Origin of the sequence: Rhodococcus sp. KB6 (assembly GCF_001445685.1) — a bacterium.
In the GTDB taxonomy this organism is placed as follows: domain Bacteria; phylum Actinomycetota; class Actinomycetes; order Mycobacteriales; family Mycobacteriaceae; genus Rhodococcus_F; species Rhodococcus_F qingshengii.
In genome coordinates this window covers 204855-227884 of record NZ_LNAK01000151.1, presented here as the reverse complement: position 1 = coordinate 227884, position 23030 = coordinate 204855, and the positions used below count along the sequence as shown (strand labels likewise).

22 protein-coding genes are annotated in these 23030 nt (G+C 62.5%); 10 read left to right on the top strand and 12 right to left on the bottom strand.

Translation table 11 applies throughout. The features are described from left to right. Positions 1–46: 46 nt before the first annotated feature. Positions 47–838: a DNA-formamidopyrimidine glycosylase family protein gene (locus ASU23_RS26770; protein WP_058039070.1), complete on the top strand. Its 792-nt coding sequence runs from the start codon at positions 47–49 to the stop codon at positions 836–838. Here the strand turns inward: ASU23_RS26770 and ASU23_RS26765 are convergent. Next, a complete protein-coding gene (locus tag ASU23_RS26765; protein WP_007727263.1) occupies positions 825–1394 on the bottom strand; it encodes a TetR/AcrR family transcriptional regulator in 570 nt (189 codons plus the stop codon). The genes ASU23_RS26770 and ASU23_RS26765 overlap by 14 nt on opposite strands. 87 nt (positions 1395–1481) lie before the next feature. On the opposite strand from ASU23_RS26765, the gene ASU23_RS26760 reads away from it, so the two are divergent. From ASU23_RS26760 to ASU23_RS26750, 3 genes are all read left to right on the top strand, one after another. After that, positions 1482–2423 (top strand): oxygenase MpaB family protein, encoded by a 942-nt coding sequence (locus tag ASU23_RS26760; RefSeq protein WP_058039069.1) that lies wholly within the window; start codon positions 1482–1484, stop codon positions 2421–2423. Between the two features lie 17 nt (positions 2424–2440). Further along, positions 2441–2977: a hypothetical protein gene (locus ASU23_RS26755; protein WP_003940745.1), complete on the top strand. Its 537-nt coding sequence runs from the start codon at positions 2441–2443 to the stop codon at positions 2975–2977. Positions 2978–3079: 102 nt separating this feature from the next. Then, positions 3080–3964: an aldo/keto reductase gene (locus ASU23_RS26750; protein ID WP_058039122.1), complete on the top strand. Its 885-nt coding sequence runs from the start codon at positions 3080–3082 to the stop codon at positions 3962–3964. A gap of 36 nt (positions 3965–4000) precedes the next feature. On the opposite strand, the gene ASU23_RS26745 is transcribed toward ASU23_RS26750, so the two are convergent. Together ASU23_RS26745 and ASU23_RS26740 are read right to left on the bottom strand one after the other, a co-directional pair. Further along, positions 4001–4744, bottom strand: coding sequence for a 3-hydroxybutyrate dehydrogenase (locus tag ASU23_RS26745; RefSeq protein WP_058039068.1), 744 nt, complete (start codon positions 4742–4744; stop codon positions 4001–4003). Beyond that, entirely contained in the window at positions 4741–6117 is a 1377-nt protein-coding gene (locus tag ASU23_RS26740; RefSeq protein WP_003940819.1) for an MFS transporter, read from the bottom strand. The genes ASU23_RS26745 and ASU23_RS26740 overlap by 4 nt, the downstream gene beginning before the upstream one ends. A 153-nt stretch (positions 6118–6270) precedes the next feature. Here ASU23_RS26740 and ASU23_RS26735 point away from each other — a divergent pair, with 153 nt between their 5' ends. Further along, the gene (locus ASU23_RS26735; protein ID WP_058039067.1) at positions 6271–7218 is read left to right on the top strand and encodes a LysR family transcriptional regulator; all 948 of its coding nucleotides are present in this window, start codon (positions 6271–6273) and stop codon (positions 7216–7218) included. On the opposite strand, the gene ASU23_RS26730 is transcribed toward ASU23_RS26735, so the two are convergent. The 3 genes from ASU23_RS26730 to ASU23_RS26720 all read right to left on the bottom strand — a co-directional run bounded on the left by ASU23_RS26730 (position 7187) and on the right by ASU23_RS26720 (position 10338). Beyond that, positions 7187–7903 (bottom strand): GAF and ANTAR domain-containing protein, encoded by a 717-nt coding sequence (locus ASU23_RS26730; protein ID WP_058039066.1) that lies wholly within the window; start codon positions 7901–7903, stop codon positions 7187–7189. The two genes, ASU23_RS26735 and ASU23_RS26730, sit on opposite strands and share 32 nt — an antisense overlap. A gap of 50 nt (positions 7904–7953) precedes the next feature. Further along, positions 7954–8421: a hypothetical protein gene (locus tag ASU23_RS26725; RefSeq protein ID WP_228232568.1), complete on the bottom strand. Its 468-nt coding sequence runs from the start codon at positions 8419–8421 to the stop codon at positions 7954–7956. 174 nt (positions 8422–8595) lie between these two features. Further along, positions 8596–10338, bottom strand: coding sequence for a glycerol-3-phosphate dehydrogenase/oxidase (locus tag ASU23_RS26720; protein ID WP_003940825.1), 1743 nt, complete (start codon positions 10336–10338; stop codon positions 8596–8598). 108 nt (positions 10339–10446) lie between these two features. On the opposite strand from ASU23_RS26720, the gene glpK reads away from it, so the two are divergent. Together glpK and ASU23_RS26710 are read left to right on the top strand one after the other, a co-directional pair. Next, entirely contained in the window at positions 10447–11937 is a 1491-nt protein-coding gene (glpK, locus tag ASU23_RS26715) for a glycerol kinase GlpK (RefSeq protein ID WP_058039065.1), read from the top strand. A 170-nt stretch (positions 11938–12107) separates the two neighbouring features. Beyond that, positions 12108–13523 (top strand): MFS transporter, encoded by a 1416-nt coding sequence (locus ASU23_RS26710; protein ID WP_042449618.1) that lies wholly within the window; start codon positions 12108–12110, stop codon positions 13521–13523. On the opposite strand, the gene ASU23_RS26705 is transcribed toward ASU23_RS26710, so the two are convergent. Then, positions 13520–14416 carry a LysR substrate-binding domain-containing protein gene (locus ASU23_RS26705; protein WP_030535055.1) on the bottom strand — a complete coding sequence of 299 codons (897 nt, stop codon included), beginning with the start codon at positions 14414–14416 and terminating at the stop codon, positions 13520–13522. The genes ASU23_RS26710 and ASU23_RS26705 overlap by 4 nt on opposite strands. A gap of 83 nt (positions 14417–14499) precedes the next feature. Here ASU23_RS26705 and ASU23_RS26700 point away from each other — a divergent pair, with 83 nt between their 5' ends. Together ASU23_RS26700 and ASU23_RS26695 are read left to right on the top strand one after the other, a co-directional pair. Further along, entirely contained in the window at positions 14500–15414 is a 915-nt protein-coding gene (locus tag ASU23_RS26700) for a CoA transferase subunit A (protein ID WP_003940930.1), read from the top strand. After that, positions 15411–16196 carry a CoA-transferase subunit beta gene (locus tag ASU23_RS26695; protein ID WP_050654880.1) on the top strand — a complete coding sequence of 262 codons (786 nt, stop codon included), beginning with the start codon at positions 15411–15413 and terminating at the stop codon, positions 16194–16196. Before ASU23_RS26700 ends, ASU23_RS26695 begins: the two co-directional genes overlap by 4 nt. On the opposite strand, the gene ASU23_RS26690 is transcribed toward ASU23_RS26695, so the two are convergent. Next, complete coding sequence (locus ASU23_RS26690) at positions 16177–17358, bottom strand: PLP-dependent aminotransferase family protein (protein WP_007727308.1); 1182 nt, start codon at positions 17356–17358, stop codon at positions 16177–16179. The genes ASU23_RS26695 and ASU23_RS26690 overlap by 20 nt on opposite strands. 181 nt (positions 17359–17539) lie before the next feature. Further along, entirely contained in the window at positions 17540–18943 is a 1404-nt protein-coding gene (locus ASU23_RS26685; RefSeq protein ID WP_003940987.1) for an NAD(P)H-quinone dehydrogenase, read from the bottom strand. A gap of 154 nt (positions 18944–19097) precedes the next feature. Between ASU23_RS26685 and ASU23_RS26680 the strand changes: the two genes are divergently transcribed. Next, entirely contained in the window at positions 19098–19568 is a 471-nt protein-coding gene (locus ASU23_RS26680; protein WP_003940753.1) for a gamma-glutamylcyclotransferase, read from the top strand. Between the two features lie 13 nt (positions 19569–19581). Here the strand turns inward: ASU23_RS26680 and ASU23_RS26675 are convergent, their stop codons facing one another. The 3 genes from ASU23_RS26675 to ASU23_RS26665 are packed head-to-tail and all read right to left on the bottom strand — an operon-like array spanning position 19582 to position 23019. After that, positions 19582–20658, bottom strand: a complete 1077-nt coding sequence (locus ASU23_RS26675) for a hypothetical protein (RefSeq protein WP_030535059.1) — start codon at positions 20656–20658, stop codon at positions 19582–19584. Between the two features lie 55 nt (positions 20659–20713). Next, on the bottom strand, positions 20714–21862 hold the full coding sequence (locus tag ASU23_RS26670; protein WP_003940741.1) for a M20 family metallopeptidase: 1149 nt from the start codon (positions 21860–21862) through the stop codon (positions 20714–20716). After that, positions 21859–23019, bottom strand: a complete 1161-nt coding sequence (locus ASU23_RS26665; protein ID WP_003940688.1) for a M20 family metallopeptidase — start codon at positions 23017–23019, stop codon at positions 21859–21861. Before ASU23_RS26665 ends, ASU23_RS26670 begins: the two co-directional genes overlap by 4 nt. Positions 23020–23030: the final 11 nt, after the last annotated feature.

Below are 23030 nucleotides of genomic sequence, written 5' to 3'. Positions count from 1 at the left end.
ATTGAGATCGTGGAAGTTGAGATCCTGAAGTGTGGGTGCGGCGACCATGCCTGAGGGCGATACCGTGTGGCGGGCCGCCAATGAACTGCGCGCTGCCCTGGCCGAGAAGGTACTCACCACCTGCGACGTCCGCGTTCCTCGTTACGCCACGGTTGATCTGTCGGGCCATCGCGTGGATTCCGTCGCCAGCCGCGGAAAACATCTCCTGATCCGAGTGGGCGATGCGTCCATTCACACGCATCTGAAGATGGAAGGTCAGTGGCAGATTTATCGCCCCGGCGAGCGCTGGCGCCGACCCGCCCATCAAGCGCGCATCATCTTGGCCACCGAAGACTCTGTAGCAGTTGGCTTTTCACTGGGAATCACCGAGATCCTCGAACTCGGGCAGGAACAGGAGGCCGTCGGACATCTCGGACCGGATCTGCTCGGGACCGATTGGGACAGTTCCGTGGCCGCCCGAAATCTACGGGCCGCCGACTCCGTACCGATCGGAATCGCGCTCCTGGATCAGCGGGTGATGGCCGGACTGGGCAACGTGTACCGAAACGAGATCTGCTTCCTACGAGGTATTCACCCGAAAACGCCGACACATCTCGCGGGGAATCTCGACGCGATAGTGGATCTGTCTTTTCGCACCATCAACGTCAACAAGTCACGTCGCATCCGGGTCACCACCGGCGACACCCGCCCCGGTAGGCAGACATGGGTGTACGGCAGACGCGGAAAACCATGCCGCCGTTGCGGAACTCGCATCAGAGAAGACACCCTCGGACCGGATCAGCTCACCGAGCGAAATATCTTCTTCTGCCCGGCCTGCCAGCCCTTCACGCCTGGTTAGCGTTGATCAGCAGCCTGACGCAGTGGCGGACAAATCGATCACGGTCCACGACGATCGTGCCGTCCAGATAACCGATGAACAGTGTGAACAACGCCCCGACCAGTCCGACTGCCACCAGTTGCTTGTCCACGGGATCAGCGATCTCGGACAACTGGTCGTACACCAGGTCGACGAACGCCGGCATCGATTCGATACCGCGGCCGCTCAGAACGGGTTCCGAGAGCGGGGCGATCAGGAGCACTCTCCCCATCGCCGGATCGTCGACCATCAGCTTGACGAAAGCGTCGACCGCAGCGGTGGCGACGGCCTCGGATGTCGTCTCCGACTCCACTGCCGACGCAAGCGCCGACTGCGCGCGCTCGGCGACAAACGTGTGGACCGCGACAACGTACTGATCGCGATCGGTGAAGCTTTCGTAGAAGTACCGCTCGGTCAGACCGGCAGCCTTGCAGACCGCACGCACGTTGACGGCCGGACCGTCGACCGCACCGAGCAGTGTCACTCCGACGTCGAACAACGTCGCCTTTCGAGTGGCCCTGCGTTCTTCGATGCTCACAACTTCCCCACTTCGCCGACACTTGATCTTCAATGCACCCGGTATTCGATCCTTGACTACCGCTGTTGTCGATCCTAATCTGACAACATGCGTAGTCAACTTGACGACAGCAGCACCCCGGTTCCCCTCGGTCCGGATTCCCTGACGTGGAAGTATTTCGGCGACTGGCGCGGGATGCTGCAAGGCGTCTGGGCCGGTTCGATGCAGAACATGCACCCCGGCCTCGGCGCCGGAGTCGAGGAGCATTCACAATTCTTCGACGAGCGGTGGGAACGGCTGTACCGCTCGCTTTATCCCATTGCAGGCGTGGTCTTCGACGGCGATCGCGCGCAGCAGACAGCCGAAGAAGTCCGCGGCTATCTCACACGAATCAAGGGCGTCGACAAGTTGGGGCGTCGGTATCACGCACTCGATCCCGATACTTTCTATTGGGCGCACGCAACGTTCTTCATGGGCACCATCGTCACTGCCGAGAACTTCTCCGGTGGCTTGACCGAGGCCCAGAAACGTCAGCTCTTCACCGAGCACATTCAGTGGTACCGCCTGTACGGGATGAGCATGCGCCCTGTTCCCGAGACCTGGGAAGCATTTCAGGAGTACTGGGACCACATGTGCCGCAACGTACTCGAAGACAACAAGGCGACCCGCGACGTCCTCGACCTGTCGGGACTCGGCAAGCCCCCGTACATGACGTGGCTACCCGATCCGTTGTGGCGGCTCGCCCGAATCCCCCTCGCCCGCGGATTCGTGTGGCTGACGGTCGGAATGTACGACCAACCGGTTCGAGACCTACTCGGCTACTCGTGGACCAGTCGCGATCAGAAAATTCACAACGTTGTCGGCCGCACCGTCAACGCCGTCTTCCGTCTGGTGCCGTGGCGATACCGGTATCAGCCACGTGCTCGCGCGGGATGGGATCGAGCTGACGGCCGAATCCCCGCCGATGCACCACTGGTCCACACACCGGCGCGCAACCTGCCCCCGCTCGAGCAGCGAGATAACCCGATGCACTACAGCCCCAGGGTCTGATCTGCCATGCTCTGAACATGGAGTGGGACCTGCGAACCCTGCTGAACCGTCCGATCACGTCTCACGGTGCGCCGCTGGGACAAGAACGTGTGGCGGCGAGGACCACCGCGTACATCTACGGCAACATTCTTGTCCTCGCCGCACTCATACCGGTGACGAAATCTCAGGAATCGCTCGGCGCCGCGATTGTGGTCGGCACGGCATTGTCGACATACATCGCCCACACATTTGCCGAGGGTGTCGGCGAGAGCATTCGCAACGATCGCCGACTGACGACCGCGGAGAGAATCGACTCGCTTCGCGATTCCGTCCCGATCCTCACCTCTGCGGTTGTTCCTGTCGTCATTCTCGCGACGGCGTGGTTCAACTTCCTGGAACCACGGACGGCGCAGTTGATCGCGGAAATCGTCTTGATCCTGCGGATCGGTTCCACCAGTTACGTGATCAGCCGACTGCACGGCGAGAAAGTCAGTACGAACACCCATCTGGCAGCGTTCGGCCTCGCCGCCGTCGCCACCCTCATAGTCGGGTTGAAGATAGTGCTCACTCATTGACGAGTCCCCCGATCGCGAATCCCCAGGCCTGAAGGGGTACTGCCGTTACCCGGCTGAGCAGTCACTCCCGCCGAACCCCCGGCCGCCGCTACCGTGGACGACATGAGCATCCCGAGTCTGAAACTGAACAACGGCGTCGACATCCCCGCGCTTGGCTTCGGCGTGTACCAGACGCCGCCGGACGAAACGGTCGCCGCCGTCGAGTCCGCGCTGTCGACGGGTTATCGCCATATCGACACTGCCGCGGCCTACGGCAACGAGAAGGGAGTCGGTGAGGCGATCCGGCGATCCGGACTCGACCGCGCGGACATCTTCGTCGAGTCGAAGGTCTGGATCACCGACTACGGATACGACGAGACTCTGCATGCCTTCGACAAGAGCGCAGGCAAACTCGGTGTCGAACAACTCGACCTTCTGATCCTCCATCAGGCGTTGCCGAGCGAGTTCGAGCGCACGATCGACGCGTACAGGGCGTTGGAAACGCTTCTGGACGACGGCAAGGTCCGCGCCATCGGAGTCAGTAACTTCATGCCGGATCACCTCACCCGACTCCTGGACGCAACGTCCGTGGTGCCGGCGGTCAACCAGATCGAGGTTCATCCGTACTTCAGGCAGTCGACTTTGCTCGAGGCCGACGCCGATCACGGGATTCTGTCTCAGGCATGGTCACCGATCGGCGGAATCACGTTCTACCGCGACGGCTCCCACGGCTCGACCCTCGAGGACGCCACCATCGGCGCCATCGCGACCGCTCACGGCAAGTCGCCTGCACAGGTGATGCTGCGCTGGCACCTCCAGCAGGGCCGCCAGGTGATCCCCAAGTCGGTGACTCCCTCGCGGATCGCGGAGAACTTCGACGTGTTCGACTTCGAACTCACCGCCGAAGAACTCTCCGCAATCGACGCACTCGACACCGGAGTTCGCGGCGGTCCCGAACCCGAGGTCATCACCCGCGAGAGGTTCGGAATCGAGATTCCCGAAGCCTGAACCCGGCAGCTTGAACAACACAGCAGCCCCAGTGATCTAGCTGGCGCTCCACCCGCCGTCGATGGTGTACGAAGCCCCCGTCACCATCGACGCCTCGGTCGATGCCAGCCACCCCACCAGCGATGCCACTTCTGTGGGCTCGACCATCCGTTTGATCGCGCTCTCAGTGAGCATCACCTTCTCGACAACCTCGGATTCACTGATTCCGTGAACCTTTGCCTGGTCGGAGATCTGGGATCGCACGAGTGGTGTCAGGACGTAGCCCGGATTGACACAGTTACTGGTGACACCGTGTGGGGCACCCTCGAGCGCAACAACTTTCGACAGGCCTTCGAGTCCGTGCTTTGCCGTGACGTACGCACTCTTGAATGCCGAAGCGCGGAGCCCGTGGACCGAGGAAATGTTGACGATGCGCCCGAATCCTTTGCGGTACATGTACGGCAGGGCCGCTCTGACCAGGAGGAACGGCGCTTCGACCATGAGGCGTTGAATCTTCCGGAAGTCCTCGACGTCGAAATCCTCGATGGGACTGACCCGTTGAATGCCGGCGTTGTTGACAAGTACGTCCGTCTCGAGTGCCAGATCCACGAGTTGGTCGGTGTCGAGGAGATCGACGGCCCACGCAGTGCCGTCGATCTCGTCGGCCAGCGCCTTCGCGGCGACGTCGTCGAGATCAGCGACGGTGACGTGGGCGCCGCGGGCGGCAAGGAGTCGAGCACACGCCTCGCCGATACCGCTGGCACCACCGGTGACCAGTGCCGTTTTGCCGGAGAGCGTCATGCGGAAACACCGGCCCGCTCGTCGGCGAGCACTCGTGCGTCGGCGGCATCGACGGACTCGAGCGAGATTCCCTTGGTCTCCCGCGCGAAAACGACTGCGACGATGGTGACCAGGGATGCCAACAGGAGATAGATCGCGATGGGGACCGAGGAGTCGAACTTGCTCAGCAGTCCGGTCGCGATGATCGGAGCCAGTGAACCTGCCACGATCGACGTGACCTGATATCCCAGGGAGACACCGGAATAGCGCATCCGGGTCGGGAACATCTCGGCCATGATCGCGGGTTGGCCGGCGTACATGAACGCGTGGAACACAAGCCCGATGATGATTGCCGACAATATGACTGCATTGTGCCCGCTGTTCATCATCGGAAAGGCGAAGAATCCCCATGTTCCGGCGGTGACGGCGCCGATCATGTACACCGGGCGTCGACCGATCGTGTCGGACAGTTTGCCCACCAACGGAATCACTGCGAAGTGCACGGCATGTGCCATCAGCATCCACCAGAGGATGTGCGCCGTGTCCGCATGAACGACGACCTTGAGGTAGGTGATCGAGAAGGTCACCACGAGGTAGTACATGACGTTTTCGGCGAAACGCAGGCCCATCGCGGTCAACACTCCGCGCGGGTAACGCTTGACCACCTCGAAAACGCTGTACGAGGTTGCCTTGACCAGTTCTGCTTCCTTCTGCGCCGCAATGAAAATGGGAGCGTCGGTGACCTTGGTCCGAACGTAGTACCCGACCAGAACGATCACCGCGGAGAGCCAGAAGGCAACGCGCCAGCCCCAACTCATGAAGGATTCGTCCGAGAGCGTCGACGTCAGGATCAACAGCACGACAGTGGCCACCAGGTTGCCCATCGGTACGCCGGCCTGAGGCCAGGACGACCAGAACCCGCGAGATCGATTCGGGCTGTGCTCGGCGACAAGGAGTACCGCCCCTCCCCATTCGCCGCCGACAGCAAATCCTTGGATGAAGCGCAGCGTGACCAGCAGTGCCGGCGCCCAGTAGCCGATCTGACCGTAGGTCGGTAGGCAGCCCATCAAGAACGTTGCGGCGCCGACCAGCAGCAAACTGAACTGCAACAACTGCTTCCGGCCGAACTTGTCTCCGAAATATCCGAAGACGATTCCGCCGAGTGGCCGGGCGGCGAATCCGACGGCGTAGGTGATGAAAGCCGCGATGATCGCATCCAGCTCGTTGCCGCCGCCAGGAAAGAAGACTTTGCTGAAGACCAGAGTGGCCGCCGTGCCGTACAGAAAGAACTCGTACCACTCGACCACGGTGCCCGCCATCGAGGCGCCGACCACCTTCTTCAGCCCCGATGGTGGGGCTTGGCTCTCGGGTTTCGGCATGTTGTCGACACTCATCGTGGACTCCCTCGTCTTCAGTTCGCGATTCGCCTGCTCTTCACGATCAGGAATGTGACCGCTCGCACATTTTTTGTGACTCGATGAGTATCGGTGCAGATTCTTGGCACGACAATGACAAATCTCGCACCATACAGGTGCAAAAATGCAGATATGACACTCGGACTGAGCCCGGACGACCTACTGGTGCTTCTCGCGGTCGGTCGCACCGGCCGCTTCAACACCGCCGCCGACGACCTGGGCCTCAACCACACCACCATTTCGCGCCGCATCGCCTCGCTCGAGAAGAGCCTCGGCGGCCGTGTACTGGTCCGCTCGTCCGGCGGCTGGGAGTTGACCGACCTGGGCAGACAAGCCCTCAGCGCGGCCGAGCGCATCGAGGCCGCGGTGAACGAACTGGCACTCGACTCCACCGGTCAGCAGCAACTCGACGGCGTCGTGCGGGTCTCGGCCACCGACGGCTTCAGCGCATACATCGCGGCCCCCGCCGGCGCAGCGGTTCGCAGACGCCATCCTCGCGTGAGCGTGGAGATAGTCGTCGCGACCAGAAAGGCGTCGCAGATACGCTCGGGGCTCGACATCGAGGTTGTTGTCGGCAAACCTCAAGTTCACCGCGCCGAGGCCGTCCATCTGGCCGACTACGCGCTGGGTTTGTACGCCTCCCGAGAGTATCTACGTCAGAATGCAGTGCCCGAAAGTGCCGAAGAGCTGGCCGAACACTCGCTCGTGTATTTCATCGACTCGATGCTGCAGGTCGACGAACTCGATCTGGCCCGCAAGCTCACGGTTTCCATGCGCGAGGCCGTCACGTCCACCAACGTGTTCGTCCACATCGAGGCAACGCGCGCGGGTGCCGGCATCGGCCTGCTCCCCTGCTTCATGGCCGAGCAGCACGACGATCTGATTCGCGTGCTGCCGACTCACATCGAAGTCAGACTTTCGTACTGGTTGGTGGCTCGTTCTGAATCCTTGCGCCGACCGGAAGTCGCAGCGGTGGTGACGGCACTTCGAGAGACGGTGGATCGCAAGCGATCTCAACTCCTCGGCTCTCCCGGGGCGAACGAAGCGCTCAGTCCAGAGTCGAACGATGCTGGACGATGACCTTGCGCGCCAACTCGGCGATCTTGACGTTCATGTTCTGCGAGGTTCGCACCAGAATGTCGAAGGCCTCGTCGTCGGACACCCGATGCAATGCCATCAGCAGACCGACGGCCTGACCGATTTCGCGACTGCTCGCCAGACCTCGCCGCAGCGAGTCGGCAGCCTCTCCTCGGTTCAGCGCGGTGACGGCCACGGATGCAAACGATGCCAACATGATCGCGTGGTCGGCAACAGTTTCCGTGAATGCTCCCGGAGTGTCGGAGAAGAGGTTGAGGGCGCCGAACTTCTGACGATCGACCATCAGTCGGAACCCCATCGAGCCACGAATGGGTGTCTCTGCCACTACTTTCCGAGCGAACTCGGGCCACTGATTCGGAGTGCGAAGATCTGACTCGAGCTGCGGCGCCTCCGTGTCGAGGGCGTCGATGCACGGCCCCTCACCAGTCGCACGTTCGAGATCGTCTGCATGCTCGGCGATCTCGTCGCTTGCCGCTACCGTGACGTTGGTGTTTCCCCGTCGCAGCATCAGGCTTGCGTGATCGCAACCGGGAATCAACTCGACAGCCGCCGAACAGATCGCGGAGTACACCTCGGCGCTGTCTGCGGCGGAGTAGAGGATCTCCGCCAACGCCGCGAACACTGCCGTGGGTTCTGTCAGTGCTTGGTCGCGCTCAGCCATCTCCATACACCTCGGGGTCTACCGTTCATCGAATTCTTCACCGAACGGTACAAACCTTACTTACTCGAGCGGATGGGGTCGCCGCCGCTCGCCGATTCCCGCCCGTCCGTCCCCTGAAAAGCTTCCGTAGCCGCGCGGTGATGCAGAGCCGTGACGGTGGTGATCTGCTTGGACACCAGGTCGTTGAGCTCGCGGTACTGCTCCTCCGTCTCCCCGGCCGGAATGTCTCTCAGGACCTCCCACATCGCACTCTTGCCGCACAGAGCGGTCCGCATGATCTCGAGAGTTGCCAGCTTCACGAGACGGTTGCGCCAGATGGCGTCGACATGGACGAGGCGCCTGATCCGATTGACCGTCGCGTCGATCTTGGAGTACCGCGGCAGAGATATGCCCTGGGTGTCCTCGATCAGTTGCAGCAGCTGCTCGATCTCGTACTCGAGCTCACCCGGCAACGAGTCCAGCTCACCGTCGGCCCACGCGCCGTACGAGTCCGAGAGTGACCGCGAGAGTTGCAGCCCTACCATCGCTCCGCACAGGTGAGTGACCAGATAAGCAGTGGCTATGTGTTCCTCAGCAGATCTCGACCGACTACCGAACATTGGGATCCTCCTGGGCGACGCTCGACCGGTCTGTGCTGACACGGGTGGTGATTCGACATCCGCCTACCCGCGACAGACCGAGAACAAACGACGGGCGACTCAGACCCGATCCGGCACCACGACGACGGGTTCGAGGATCTCGGCCCGAGACTCCGGCGCTGCGGCGCGCAAGGCGTCGGCCGACTCGTCGTCCGGCTGGGTCTGCGACTCGATCTCCGCTTCGACGCGCGCTCGGTACGTGTCGACCTCGCGCTCGACGGTGGCGGCATCCCAACCGAGAATCGGGGCAACCAATCCGGCAACCTGTTGCGCACAGTTGACACCACGATGCGGGTACTCGATTGCGATGCGCATGCGGCGAGCCAGGATGTCGTCGAGGTGCAATGCACCCTCGGCCGCGGCGGCGTACACAGCCTCGACCTGAAGGTAATCGGGGGCATCTGTGATGGGCTGCAACAACTCCGGCGTCTGTCGGCCGAGTTCGAGGACCTCCGTGATGAGTGAACCGTAGCGGTCGAGCAAGTGCTTGACGCGATACGGATGCAAGCCGTACTGCTCGCCCAGTTGCACAGTCTGATTGATCAACGCGAAGTATCCGTCGGCGCCGACGAGCGGCACCTTCTCCGTGATCGACGATGCCACTCGCGCCGGAATGTCTTCTGCTGCGACGTCGACGGCGTCTTCCGCCATGACCCGATACGTCGTGTACTTTCCACCGGCGATGGCGACCAGGCCTGGAGCCACACGGGCAACGGCGTGCTCGCGCGAGAGCTTCGACGTCTCGTCGCTCTCACCGGCAAGCAGCGGACGCAGGCCTGCGTAGACACCGTCGATGTCGGCGTGCGTCAGCGGCGTGACCAGAACGGAGTTCACGTGGCCGAGGATGTAGTCGATATCTGCTTTGGTTGCCGCTGGGTGAGCGAGATCCAAGTTCCAGTCGGTGTCCGTGGTGCCGATGATCCAGTGACTGCCCCACGGAATGACGAACAGCACCGATTTCTCGGTACGCAGGATGATGGCGGCTTCACTGACGATGCGATCGCGCGGGACGACGATGTGTACGCCCTTCGACGCTCGCACCCGGAACCGTCCGCGCTGACGTGAGAGGGCCTGGATTTCGTCCGTCCAGACACCGGTTGCATTGATGACGACGTGACCCTTGACCTCCGCGGTACGGCCGTCTTCGCAGTCGCGAACACGAACTCCCGAGACCCGGTCCGCTTCACGCAGAAATCCCACGACCTGCGTCGACGTTCGGACGACCGCGCCGTAGTGGGCGGCGGTCCGTGCAACGGTCATGGTGTGCCGAGCGTCGTCGACGACGGTGTCGTAGTACTGGATGCCACCGGTCAGTGAACTGCGCTTGAGGCTCGGCGACATGCGCAGTGCGCCCGCCCGCGTCAAGTGCTTCTGGGAGGGGACCGACTTGGCGCCGCCCATTCGGTCGTAGAGGAAGATTCCCGCGGCCATGTACGGGCGCTCCCACACGCGGTGAGCCAGAGGGAACAGGAACTTCAGCGGCTTGACCAGGTGCGGAGCGAGCGTGGTCAGCGAGAGCTCGCGCTCACGCAATGCTTCACGAACGAGGCCGAATTCGAGTTGCTCGAGATAGCGGAGACCGCCGTGGAACATCTTCGACGAGCGACTGGACGTACCGGATGCGTAGTCACGGGCCTCGACCAACGCAACCTTCAGCCCGCGGGTGGCCGCATCGAGGGCCGCTCCGACACCGACGACACCACCGCCCACCACGACGACGTCGAATTGCTCGGTCTGAAGTTGTTCCCAAGCAGCTTCGCGCTGCTGCGGGCCGAGAAACTGCGCACCTTGCTGCTTACTCAACCCGGTCTCCTGTAAGTCGACGACGAATCCGTTTACAGGCTAGTAGCTTGATCCACATACTGCGACAGCGCACGGATTACTGCGAACACGCCCGAACCTAGGAGCACAGTGAATCAATACATCGCCGCCATCGACCAAGGCACGACGTCGAGCCGCTGCATGATCTTCGATCACGACGGCGCCGTGGTGAGCGTTGCGCAGAAAGAACACGAGCAGATTTTCCCGCGAGCAGGTTGGGTCGAGCACGATCCGGCGGCGCTGTGGATCAACACTCGGGAGGTGGTGGCCGGCGCTCTCGCGAAGGTCGATCTCACGCGGGCCGACATCGCTGCCGTCGGAATCACGAATCAGCGTGAGACGACCGTCGTTTGGGAGCGTTCGACGGGTGAGCCGATCTACAACGCGATCGTGTGGCAGGACACGCGCACGGATCAACTGTGTGTCGAACTGGGCGGCGACGAGGGTCCGGACAAGTATCGAGACAAGACCGGACTACCACTCTCGACCTACTTCGCCGGGCCGAAGATCCGCTGGATTCTCGACAACGTCGACGGTGCGAAAGCAAAAGCGGAGGCCGGCGAATTGTGCTTCGGCACTGTCGACACGTGGATCGTGTGGAACCTGACCGAGGGCGTCCACGTGACAGATGTCACCAATGCGTCACGCACGATGCTGATGGATCTCGAGACCCTCCAGTGGGACGAATCGATCTGTGCGGACTTCGGAATCCCGATGTCGATGCTCCCGGAAATCCGTAGTTCCTCAGAGGTCTACGGCACAGGACGTCCACGCGGCAATCTCGCCGGTGTGCCGGTCGCCGGAATCCTCGGTGACCAGCAGGCAGCCACATTCGGCCAGGCCTGCCTCTCCGAGGGTGAAGCCAAGAACACCTACGGCACCGGCAATTTCATGCTTCTCAATACTGGCACGAAGCCGGTGCACAGCAAGCACGGACTACTGACGACCGTCTGCTACAAACTCGGCGAAGCCCCTGCCGTGTACGCACTCGAAGGTTCCGTCGCCGTGACGGGTTCCTTGGTCCAGTGGCTTCGAGACAATCTCGGAATCATTCAGAACGCCAAGGACATCGAGCCGCTCGCCGCAAGTGTCGACGACAACGGCGGCGCCTACTTCGTGCCCGCGTTCTCCGGGCTGTTCGCACCTCGGTGGCGACCGGATGCCCGGGGTGTCATCGTCGGTCTGACGCGCTTCGTCAACAAGGGACACCTGGCCCGCGCAGCGCTCGAGGCGACGGCATACCAGACCCGCGAGGTCATCGACGCCATGCGAGCGGATTCGGGAGTCGAACTGTCCGCACTGAAGGTCGACGGCGGCATGGTGGTCAACGAAACCCTGATGCAGTTCCAGTCGGACATCCTCGGAGTTCCCGTCATCCGCCCGGTGGTCAACGAAACGACAGCTCTCGGTGCTGCATACGCAGCGGGCCTCGCCATCGGTTATTGGGCCGACACCGAAGACATCCGCAACAACTGGGCCGTCGGCCAAACCTGGGAACCGGCGATGGACGAGTCCGAAAGGTCACGGCTGTACGCGGAGTGGAACAAGGCCGTCGAGCGGACGTACAACTGGTCCGAGTAATCACCCGATCCTTCCATACCGGAAGAGCTGATCATGGTCGTCTATTGATGCTCCTGAGGTATCAATAAGCGACCAAGTTGGTATTGGACGTGACCTACACCACTCTGCGAATCTCATTCAGGCACGCCACGTTTCGGCGCCGCGAATGTTGCAGAGAAAGGTCGCCACGCATGAGTTCACCCACTCGCAGTTCCGAGGAGATCAACGCCAAGGCGCGAAGAGCCGGTATCGCTTCGTTCATCGGAACCACTATCGAGTGGTACGACTTCTACATCTACGGCACTGCCGCTGCCCTGGTATTCGGCGACATCTTCTTCTCCGACACTCTCCCGAACGGAGTCGGCACTCTCCTCGCCTTCATCACACTCTGGGCAGGCTTCCTCGCCAGGCCGATCGGCGGGATCATCTTCGGTCACCTCGGCGACCGGATCGGACGCAAGAACACTCTCGTCATCACCTTGATGATGATGGGTGTCGCCACGGTAGGCATCGGACTCCTCCCCACCTACGCACAGGTCGGGATCTGGGCGCCGATCGGTCTGGTCACCCTTCGCGTCATCCAAGGAGTCGCGGTCGGTGGCGAGTGGGGCGGCGCAGTGCTCATTGCCAGCGAGAATGCCCCGAAGGGCAAGAGCATCCTCTACTCCGCGTTCGCCCAACAGGGCTCACCCGCCGGAAATCTGTTGGCCACCATCGCGTTCTTCCTTCTATCCTCGATGCCGACGCCGTCGTTCCTCCTGTACGGATGGCGCATCCCGTTCATCATCTCGGCGGTGCTGGTCATTCTCGGGATGATCATTCGCCTCAAACTCGAAGAGTCGGACGAGATGAAGGCCGTTCTCGCACGCAAGAAGGTCGTCAAGCTTCCGCTCGCCGAAGTCTTGCGCAAGCACTGGGTACTGGTTCTCCTCGGCGCCGGCGCACTCCCCCTCGCCCAGGTCACCTATTTCAAGAACACCTTCGCATTGTCCTGGGCTACAAAAGAACTCGGATACGATCGAGGAACCTTCCTGGCCGCCATCGCGATCGCGCTCGTCGTGCAGTTCATCGTCCAACCTTTCGGTGCCGTCCTGGTCTCCAAGATCGACATGCGAAAAGCCATGTGCCTGATGGTGATACCGGAGTTCGTCCTCATGCCCGCTATGTTCTTCGCGATCCGAACCGGGAACTTCACCATTGCAGTCGTCGCAATGTGTCTGGCCACGATCCCGCACTCGATGTTCTACGGCGCCATCGCCGGCGTTCTCGCTCGGGCCTTCCCCGCCAACATCCGTTACACCGGTCTGTCGACGGCGTACCAATTGTGTTCCCTTGTCGTCGGCGGCGGAACTCCCGTACTGGCGCAGTGGATGCTCAACACGTCAGGCAATATCGTCGGGGTCGCGATCGTATCCGGGCTGTACGCCCTTGTCTCACTGATCTGCACCCTGCTCCTGCTCCGACGTACAGGCTACAACGCGGGCGAACTCTCGACGGCCGAACAAGCGGACTACGACGAACTCGAACTCGAAAACACTCTTGTCGATATTGCGAACTCGCCGAAGTCCGAAGCGGGTGAGATTCCTACCGGTCGGGCAACCGTCTAGGCCAGGGACGGCAGCGCCTGCTCGGACAATTTCAACACTTCGAGAAGAGCAGGTCTGTCGTCTCCCTCTCGCCAGGCGATACGCAGTTGAAGAGGAGGAGGTGGGTCCATGACCGGAACAAAGACAACATCAGGATTCACGATGCTCTGGGCCACCGAGGAAATGGTCAACGAGCATCCGATTTCCGCGGACACCAGCGCGATCAACGACATCGAATCCGGTGCCGTCTGCACGATTCGAGCCAGGAACCCTGCGTTCTTCGAGGCAGTGAGCAGAGACTCCCGCAGAATCGAACCTGGCTCCGCCGGAAGCGTCACCCAATTCTCGGACTCCAATTCGATCAACCGAACCGAGTCCCTCGACGCCAACGGGTGGTCTTTGGACATGGCCACCAGAAAGTTCTCCTCGGCGATCAATCTCGACGTGATCCCGAGCGGCGGTACGGTCCACCGCACCATCCCGATGTCGAGTCGTCGATCGAGCAGCATCAACAACGCCTCGTTCGCGAAAGCAGAACTGTCGAGCACGAATTCGATACCGGGATTGGTCTTTCTCACCAATTTCGCCCACCGCCCGACGAGCAGATGCGAAGAAGTCCCCGCGAAACCCAGGCGAACGCGACCTGTCGTTCCCTTGCCTGCCGCAGACACCGCGATCTCGGCCATCCGGCACGCGTCCAGAATCTCGCGCGCCGGAAGCAGCAGCGCTTCACCGGCAGCAGTGAGCCGCACAGTTCGAGTGCTCCGATCGAACAACGGCGAACCGAGCTGTTTCTCGAATTGCCTGATCGTTCGACTCAGCGGCGGTTGCGCAATCCGAAGCCGCTGCGCCGCACGGCCGAAATGTAGCTCCTCAGCCACCGCGAGAAATGCGTTGATCTGATGAATTTCCACCCGACATTGTTGCGCCACACCGGCCGAACATGTCAAGTTCCGAAACCGACCGAGTGCGCGAAAGAACAAGAAGAGGTACACACGTGGACAAGACCCTCTCGATGAAAGAGGCCGTCGGCCGATACGTCGAAGACGGGATGACCGTTGCGCTGGAGGGATTTTCACATCTCATTCCTTTTGCCGCGGCACACGAGATCATCCGGCAGGGCAGAAAGGACCTCACGCTCTGCCGGATGACGCCGGACATCGTTTCCGATCAACTCGTCGCCGCCGGCTGCGTCCGAAAGCTGGTTGCCTCGTTCTTCGCCAGCGGCTCCGCAGGTTCTCTGTACGAGTTACGCAGACGCATCGAGAACCAGGACCCGCTCCCCCTCGAAGTCGAGGAATACAGTCATTACGGCATGGTGTGCCGGTATCAGGCGGGAGCGGCCAGGCTTCCCTTCTTCCCGCTGCGGTCGTACGCCGGTAGTGATCTACCCGCACTCAACCCACAACTGAGACTCGTCGAGGATCCGTACGGCGGCGGGAGCGTCTACGTTGTGCCGCCGTTAAATCCGGATGTGACGATCATCGGCGCACAGCGAGCGGACACGTCCGGGAACGCACAGATCTGGGGCATCGCCGGGGTGCAGCAAGAAGCCGTTTACGCCGCGAAGAAGGCGATCGTCGTTGTGGAAGAGCTGGTCGACGACGAGGTCATCAGGTCAGATCCGAGCCGAACTCTGATTCCCTCGCACGCCGTCGACGCGGTTGTCGTCTGCCCGCGCGGCGCGCACCCGTCGTACGCACAGGGATACTACGACCGCGATTGCGGCTTCTACCGACGCTGGACCGAGATTTCCAAAGACCCTTCGTTGCTGAGAAATTGGCTCGACGAATGGGTGTACACACTCGGCGATCACGACGAATATCTCGCCAAGCTCGGAGCTGACTACTGGTCGGATCTCGAGGTCGGATCAAAACTCTCCACACCTGTCGACTACGGGAGCAGACTGTGACCACCACGATTGTCAGCGGTAACACCACCTCCACCGAAACGATCGTCGCCGTCGCGGCACGCGAGTTGGCGGGTAAGCGCCGGGTCTTCGCCGGAGTCGGGCTCCCCACGCTCGCAGTCGATCTCGCGCGCCACACGTCGAATCCGGACGTAGAACTGATCTACGAATCCGGAGTGTGCGGCGCGCATCCGTCGGCGATGGCCGAAGGTATCGCCGACTCCGTCGTGGTCTCCGGCGCCGAATCCGTGCTCAGTATGGCCGCACTCTTCGGTTATGTCCTGCAAGGTGGCAACGTCGACGTCGGTTTTCTCGGGGCCGCTCAAATCGATCGAACGGGAAGCCTGAACACAAGTTTCATCGGTGACTGGAAGAACCCGACGGTCAGACTGCCCGGAGCAGGCGGGGCCGTCGAGATCATCGCGAACGCGGCCGAGATCTTCGTCGTGATGCGTCGCCACGACCTCAGTTCCTTTCCGGCCGCGCTCGACTTCTGCACCTCACCCAGCCCCGCCCGCGCCCACGCCAGCGGAAAGGGCATCATGCCGGCAGGTGCAGGAGTGACAAAGGTGTTCACCAACCTCGGTGTCCTGACACACCAGGGCCCCGGCGGCGAGTTGGAGCTGACCAGTGTCCACGAAGGCATCTCGGTCCATCAGGTGCGAGAGGCGACGGGATGGGATCTGGCCGTCGCCGACCACGTCACCGTCACCACCCCGCCGTCCGGTACGGAGATCGATCTGCTCCGCAACACTATCGACAAAGTCAGGCTGTACCTGCGGTGACACTGTCCCGGAGCCTGCCGACGGCGTCGACCAGCACCGCTTCGGGATACGTCGCGAAACACAGTCGAGCGCTTCGACCAAGGTCCGCTTCGACCGCGAAGGCCGAACCTGGGACAAATGCCACGCCATGCGCGAGCGCGGCACCCAGGAGTTCGGTGGTGTCGACGTCGTCGAGGAAATCCATCCAACAGAACATCCCGCCGCGGACCTCGGAAAAGCGTGCACGCCCACTCAATTCCGTCTCGGCGGCCGTGACCAACGCCTTCGCCCTCGCGCCGTACCCCGCTCGAAGCACGTCGAGATGCGCGTCGAACCATTCGACGTCGGAGAAGAGGTCTGCGGCGATCTGCTGTGTGAGCGAAGACCCGCACAGGTCAGCGCCTTGCTTGATCAGTTCGACCGCCTCGCAGACCTTTCGGTCGCCGTGCAGCCAGCCGACGCGCAGCGCCGGTGCCAACACTTTGGAAGCACTGGACAGCCGAATCACCCTGTCCGACAACGCCGCCAGCGGTGCGGGCGGTTTCTCGCCGAAGTACAGTTCGCCGTACGGGTCGTCCTCGAGCACCCAGAACCCGTATCGGTCCGCCAGTGCCGCCAAGTGCGCTCGCCGCTGCGCCGAAAGCACCGCGCCGCGCGGGTTGTGGAAATTGCTCACGGTGTGAACAACTTTGGGCCGAAGACCGGCGTCGAGTTTCGCTTCGAGCGCGTCGGTGTCCATTCCGTCCTCGTCGAGCTGGACGGGAACGAGACGGGCCTGCGCCGTTCGAAAGACCTGCAGCGCACCGGTATATGCCGGTTCCTCCACGACCACGACGTCACCGGCGTCGAGGAGGACCTGCGCGAGCAAGCTCAAACCTTGCTGAGAACCGTGGGTGATCACGACTTCGGACACGTCGAGTGTCCGCCCGATCTTGGATGATTCGCGCTCGGCGATCACCTCACGGAGGCGCAGCAGGCCGGAGGTCTCGCCGTACTGAACGGACGAGGGGTCACCGAGTGCGTCGTGGGCTGCCTTCGAGATTCGCTCCCGCGGAATGAAATCGGGATCGGGCAGTCCGCCGGCCAAGCTGATGACGTCGGGCCGGGCAGTCAGGGTGAGCAGATCGCGAATTGCAGAACTACGGAGTCCGTCCATGCGAGCGGACAGCGCGGCGTGTGTCATATGAAGCTCCCAGGCACGCAGAATGAAGGTCAGAGGAAAAACACCCTGAGCCGTCCTGGGTCAACGGGGCGGGAGAGCGCCGAGATACCGACCCTTGATTCGGTCGGTATCTCGACTATCCCACCAATACTTCAGTATGTGAAACAGAGTTCCCACATTGTAAGAAGACTCTGGTCGGTTGTCAGTCCAGGTCGTCGTGACGCATGAGCTGACGAGCAGCCTCGGTGATCGATCCGGTCAGCGACGGGTACACCGAGAACGTCTGCGCCAGGTCGTTGACCGTCAGGTTGTTCTGTACGGCGATCGCGATCGGCAGGATCAGTTCCGAAGCAGTGGGTGCGACCACAACACCGCCGATGACCACGCCGGTAGCCGGGCGGCAGAAAATCTTCACGAATCCGCGACGCAAACCGGACATCTTGGCGCGCGGGTTGGTGTTGAGCGGCAACATGACGGTGCGCGCAGGCACCTCTCCGTTGTCGATCGCTGCCTGCGAAACACCCACCGTTGCAATTTCGGGGCGTGTGAAGACGGCCGACGCGACGGTCTTCAACTTGATCGGGCTGACGCCTTCACCCAGTGCGTGGTACATCGCGATACGTCCCTGCATCGCAGCCACCGACGCGAGCGGGAGCAGTCCGGTGCAGTCACCGGCAGCGTAGATACCGGAAACCGTGGTGCGCGAGACCCGGTCGACACGCAGGTATCCACCCTTGTCCAACTCGATGCCGACCCGCTCCAGGCCGAGACCGTTGGTGTTGGGGACGGAACCGACGGTCATCAGAGCGTGGCTTCCTTCGACCGTGCGGCCGTCGGAGAGCTTGACGACGATGCCCTTCTCGGTGCGCTCGACGGCGTCCGCGCGGGCGTGCTTGACGAGGGTGACACCGCGCTCGGCGAGGGCGTCCTCGAGCACGAGCGCCGCATCGGCATCCTCGCCGGGCAGAACACGGTCGCGACTGGACACGAGCGTGACCTTGACGCCCATCTCGGTGTACGCGGAGACGAACTCGGCACCGGTGACACCGGAACCGACCACGACCAGGTGCTCGGGAAGCTCGTCCAAGTCGTAGAGCTGGCGCCACGTCATGATTCGCTCACCGTCGGGCTCGGCTCCCGGGATGATGCGGGGGCTGGCGCCGGTGGCGATCAACACGACGTCTGCGTCGATGGTCTTCTGCTCGCCGCTTCCGAGCGTCGCGCGAACCTGGTGTGCTGCCATGCCGAGGAGTGGATCGGTCAGTTCGGCGGTGCCGGAGAGAACCTCGACGCCTACCGTCTGCAACCGTGCGCGAATGTCCGAGGACTGGGACAACGCGAGACTCTTGACTCGGGAGTGGATCTTCGGCAGTGACACCGAAGCCTGCTCCGGATCCAGAGTGATGCCGAGGTCGGATGCACGACGCATGTCGGTGCGGATTCCGGTGGACGCGATGAACGTCTTCGACGGGACACAGTCGAACAGCACACACGCACCGCCGACGCCGTCCGAATCGACCAGGGTGACCGTGGCCCCGTGCTGCGCGGCTACCAGTGCCGCCTCGTAGCCGGCGGGTCCGCCACCGATGATCACGATCCGGGTCATGTGTCCTCCAAGTCCTCGCGTGGCCGGCAGGGGTCTCCCGTCGACCAGTGTCACGCTATTCGAGCACCACGTGTCGCGCAGTGCTTGTACCAGATTACTTGCGTCCGGTGGTCCGCTTCGCCACACCCTCGGACCACGGTTTAGGCTTGCGCCCGTGTCGATTTATGCCGCCTACGGTTCCAACATGCATCCCGAGCAGATGTTGTTGCGCTGCCCACACTCCCCCATGTCCGGGACAGGGTGGCTGCGAGGCTGGCGCCTGACCTTCAGCGGCGAGGACCTCGGCTGGGAGGGTGCTCTCGCCACCGTGGTCGAAGATCCCGATTCCAGTGTTTTCGTGGTGCTCTACGACGTCCCGGAAGAGGACGAAGTGAGTCTGGACCGCTGGGAAGGTGCCGAACTGGGTCTGCACCGCAAGATCCGCGTGCGGGTCGACACCGCCGGCGACGCGGTACTTGCGTGGCTCTACGTCATGGATGCGTACGAAGGCGGGCTGCCGTCGGCCCGCTACATCGGTGTGATGGCCGACGCTGCCGAGATTGCCGGAGCGCCGGCCGAGTACGTACGAGAGTTGCGGACGAGAAACAGCCGCAATGTCGGTCCGGGTAACGGTGTTACCGATTAGATAGCTGTCCTGCTCAAAGCAGCAGGAAATACGCGAGCACTGCCAGTGCTGCGAGCACCACCACAACCGTCACGCCGATGAGCACACGCTTGGAACCGCGCGACTCCGATTCGCCTGCGACAACTGCAGTTTCCGGCTCGGCGGTCGCCACCCCGGCAGCGGTTTCTGCCGCCACCTTCTCGCGTCCCAGGGTGTCGAACACCTCGGTCACGTCGTGTGAAGGCGGCAATCCGATCGGCACGATAGTGTGCGACGTCGAGGTGAATCCGGCAGCCAGAATTGCGGCTCCCAGCGCAGCCGACTGCTCAGGTCCGGGACCGAGTTCACATCTGACACCGAGCTTTTCGGCAATCCCGGCCGCTATGGACATCATGGCCGCTTTGTCTGTCGCCGGTTCGCCGTCACCGGTGACGACTACGGCGTCCAGGTTCTCCGGCATCCAACCGAACGCACCCAGAGCCGTCGCGAGGCGTGAACTCGGCGAACTCCCGTCGCCGGCAAAGCCGAATGCACGGCCGGCCGCGACACCAGAACGCACGAGGGTGACCGCTGCCCCGGTGTCGTCCACGTGATAGATGCCGATGAGCGTGCCGGCGAGTGCCGCGATTTCCGACTCGAACCACGCCGACACGGCCTCGGCATCCGAGACGAGTGTGACCCGTTCGAGGCCCGCGTAGACCAGCGAATCCTGCATGAGGGCCGCTGTCGACGAGTCCCAGCGTGACGGGTAGGTCGCGACGATGTCGGGCGCTCCCCCGCTTCGACCACCACGATCGGGCAGCGGCTCGCATTCCTGCAACAGACAGCGAATCGAGGTCGCCACCAAATCCTCGGCGCGGTAACGAGTATCGGCAGTTCCCGCGACGCCACTCGGGTCCCCGACGCGACCGACAAAGCCCGACCAGCTCTCGGCGAACTCACGGCCGGCACCCAGTTGCTCGGTGCCACCGAGCACCGTCGTTCCGTCCTTGCGTTGATTGAGGATCGTGTCCCGAACCAATACCACCGGATCGGCCGAACCCGGATCGTTCGACGCAACGACAGCCGTCGACACCAATGTGCCGATTCGCACTCCCACACCTATGGACATGCCCGTACCTTCACTCGAACGACACGAAAAACGGTACCCCCGACGGGAACCGGAACTATCCCAGAACCAGGCTCGTCAGAACCTTCACACCGACGCCGAGTGCTCGCTCGTCGAGATCGAAAGTGGGTTGGTGGATGTCGAGCTGATCGCCCTCACCCGACCACACGCCGAGCCGCGCCATGGCACCCGGCACGGTTTCGAGGTACCACGAAAAGTCTTCGCCACCACCGGATTGCGGGGTGTCCGCCAAAGCATCTTGTCCGACGGTCGCGATGGCGTCCTCGAACATCCGAGTGGACACCTCGTCGTTGACGACCGGAGGCACTCCGCGACGATAGTTGAGTTGGTAGCGAACTCCGGTGGGTGCGAGCAGTCCGTGGACGATTTCTTCCACGAGCGGTTCGAGCAACTCCCAGGTGTCGTGATCGCCGGTACGTACCGTGCCCGTCATCATGCCGGTCTGCGGAATCGCGTTGGGCGCCTGACCTGCGCTGACCGCGCCCCACACCATGACGGTTCCGGTACGCGGATCGATACGACGGCTGAGCATTCCCGGCAGCCCGGTCACGACGGTGCCGAGCGCGTAGATCAGATCCGTGGTCAAATGCGGCCGCGACGTGTGCCCACCCGGAGAGTCGAGGACGACCTCGATCGTGTCGGCAGCAGAGGTGATCGCGCCCAGGCGCATTCCGACCTGGCCTGCCTCGAGTCGCGGATCGCAGTGCAGAGCAAAGATTCTGGACACACCGTCGAGCGCGCCCGCGGCGATGACGTCGAGTGCTCCGCCAGGCATGACTTCCTCGGCGGGCTGGAATATCAGCCGAACCCCGACGGGAAGTTCGGGCAGCGTGGCCAGAGCCAGTCCGGCGCCGAGCAAGATGGTGGTGTGGGCGTCGTGCCCGCATGCATGGGACACACCGGGGACCGTGGACGAGTACGTCGCCCCGGTCGCTTCCTGCATCGGCAAAGCGTCCATGTCGGCGCGCAGTGCGATTCGTGGACCCTCCGGTCCGATATCGCACGTGAGACCGGTGCCACCGGGAAGGATCTTCGGCGACAATCCAGCGGCAGTGAGGCGGGTGGCGACGAATTCGGTGGTCGCGTATTCGCGGCGAGCCAACTCCGGGTTGGCATGGATGTGTCGACGCCACGCGACGAGGTCGTCGGTGTGCGCGTGAATCCACGTGTCGATTGCCGCGTTCACCGGCGATCTACCCCTTCCAACAGACGGGCGCGTTGTTCTGGATCGGACGCTACCCGGACAGCAGTGCGGGCCAACGCAATTGCACCGTCGACTACCGCTCGATCTGCGGAGGTGGTGATACACGCAGCCGCGAACTCCGGCTGATGTGTCACTGCCCCCGATGAATCCAAGCCTATGACCGGGTGAATTCCCGGAATCACATTGGTCACATTACCCATATCCGTACTACCCAGTGGACGGGAGCGCTCCCATTCCGCTGCCAGTGGCACCCGCCCGAGATCGACGATCTGTTCACGGTACGCCGCCGCCAGCCACGGATCGGGGGTCAGCTCGGTGTAAGTAGGCGATACCGTGCGGATTTCGTGGGTGCACCCGGTGCCGAGTGCACCCGAGGCGAAGCACGCGTCGGCACGCTCGGACAGATTGGCCAACGACGCGGCCGTTTCGGCACGCAGGTAGTAGAGCAATTCGGACCGAGCCGGAACGATGTTGGGAGCCGTGCCGCCGTCACTGACGATTCCGTGAATCTGTTGACCTGGCTGCAGGTGCTGACGCAACAGTCCGACCGCCACCTGAGCGAGCGTCGCTGCGTCGGCGGCGTTACGACCGAACTCCGGCGCAGCAGACGCATGCGCCTCGCGACCGTGATAACTCACGGCGATGTCCGCCAAGGCCAGCGAGGTCGCACCGATGATGTCGATCGGCCCTGGATGAACCATCATGGCAGCGCCGACGCCGTCGAAGGCACCACGCTCGAGCATCAGGACCTTGCCGCCACCGGTTTCCTCCGCGGGAGTACCGATCACTCGGACTGTGATACCCAGTTCGTCGGCCACGGTAGCCAACGCGATGCCGGCCCCGACCGCGGCGGCGGCAATGATGTTGTGCCCACAGGCATGACCGATCTCGGGCAACGCGTCGTACTCGGCGCAGATCGCGATGACCAACTCTCCGCTGCCGTAGGTGGCATCGAAGGCCGTCGGCAGATCGACGATCCCGTGAGTGACCGCGAAACCGTGCTGCGCCAGCAGGTCCGACACTTTGGCAGCGCTGCGGAACTCCTCGAAGGCGAGTTCCGGGTCGCTGTGAATCGAATGCGACAGCGCAATCAGATCGGCCTCTACGGACCTGACTGCGCTGTCGACATTCTGGTTCACGCGATCATTGT

Bases quoted from the DNA above. Each gene is read 5' to 3' on its own strand.
- ASU23_RS26770 (WP_058039070.1), top strand. From the start codon at position 47: ATGCCTGAGGGCGATACCGTGTGGCGGGCCGCCAATGAACTGCGCGCT.
- ASU23_RS26760 (WP_058039069.1), top strand. From the start codon at position 1,482: ATGCGTAGTCAACTTGACGACAGCAGCACCCCGGTTCCCCTCGGTCCG.
- ASU23_RS26755 (WP_003940745.1), top strand. From the start codon at position 2,441: ATGGAGTGGGACCTGCGAACCCTGCTGAACCGTCCGATCACGTCTCAC.
- ASU23_RS26750 (WP_058039122.1), top strand. From the start codon at position 3,080: ATGAGCATCCCGAGTCTGAAACTGAACAACGGCGTCGACATCCCCGCG.
- ASU23_RS26745 (WP_058039068.1), bottom strand. From the start codon at position 4,744: ATGACGCTCTCCGGCAAAACGGCACTGGTCACCGGTGGTGCCAGCGGT.
- ASU23_RS26740 (WP_003940819.1), bottom strand. From the start codon at position 6,117: ATGAGTGTCGACAACATGCCGAAACCCGAGAGCCAAGCCCCACCATCG.
- ASU23_RS26735 (WP_058039067.1), top strand. From the start codon at position 6,271: ATGACACTCGGACTGAGCCCGGACGACCTACTGGTGCTTCTCGCGGTC.
- ASU23_RS26730 (WP_058039066.1), bottom strand. From the start codon at position 7,903: ATGGAGATGGCTGAGCGCGACCAAGCACTGACAGAACCCACGGCAGTG.
- ASU23_RS26725 (WP_228232568.1), bottom strand. From the start codon at position 8,421: ATGGTAGGGCTGCAACTCTCGCGGTCACTCTCGGACTCGTACGGCGCG.
- ASU23_RS26710 (WP_042449618.1), top strand. From the start codon at position 12,108: ATGAGTTCACCCACTCGCAGTTCCGAGGAGATCAACGCCAAGGCGCGA.
- ASU23_RS26690 (WP_007727308.1), bottom strand. From the start codon at position 17,358: ATGACACACGCCGCGCTGTCCGCTCGCATGGACGGACTCCGTAGTTCT.
- ASU23_RS26685 (WP_003940987.1), bottom strand. From the start codon at position 18,943: ATGACCCGGATCGTGATCATCGGTGGCGGACCCGCCGGCTACGAGGCG.
- ASU23_RS26675 (WP_030535059.1), bottom strand. From the start codon at position 20,658: ATGTCCATAGGTGTGGGAGTGCGAATCGGCACATTGGTGTCGACGGCT.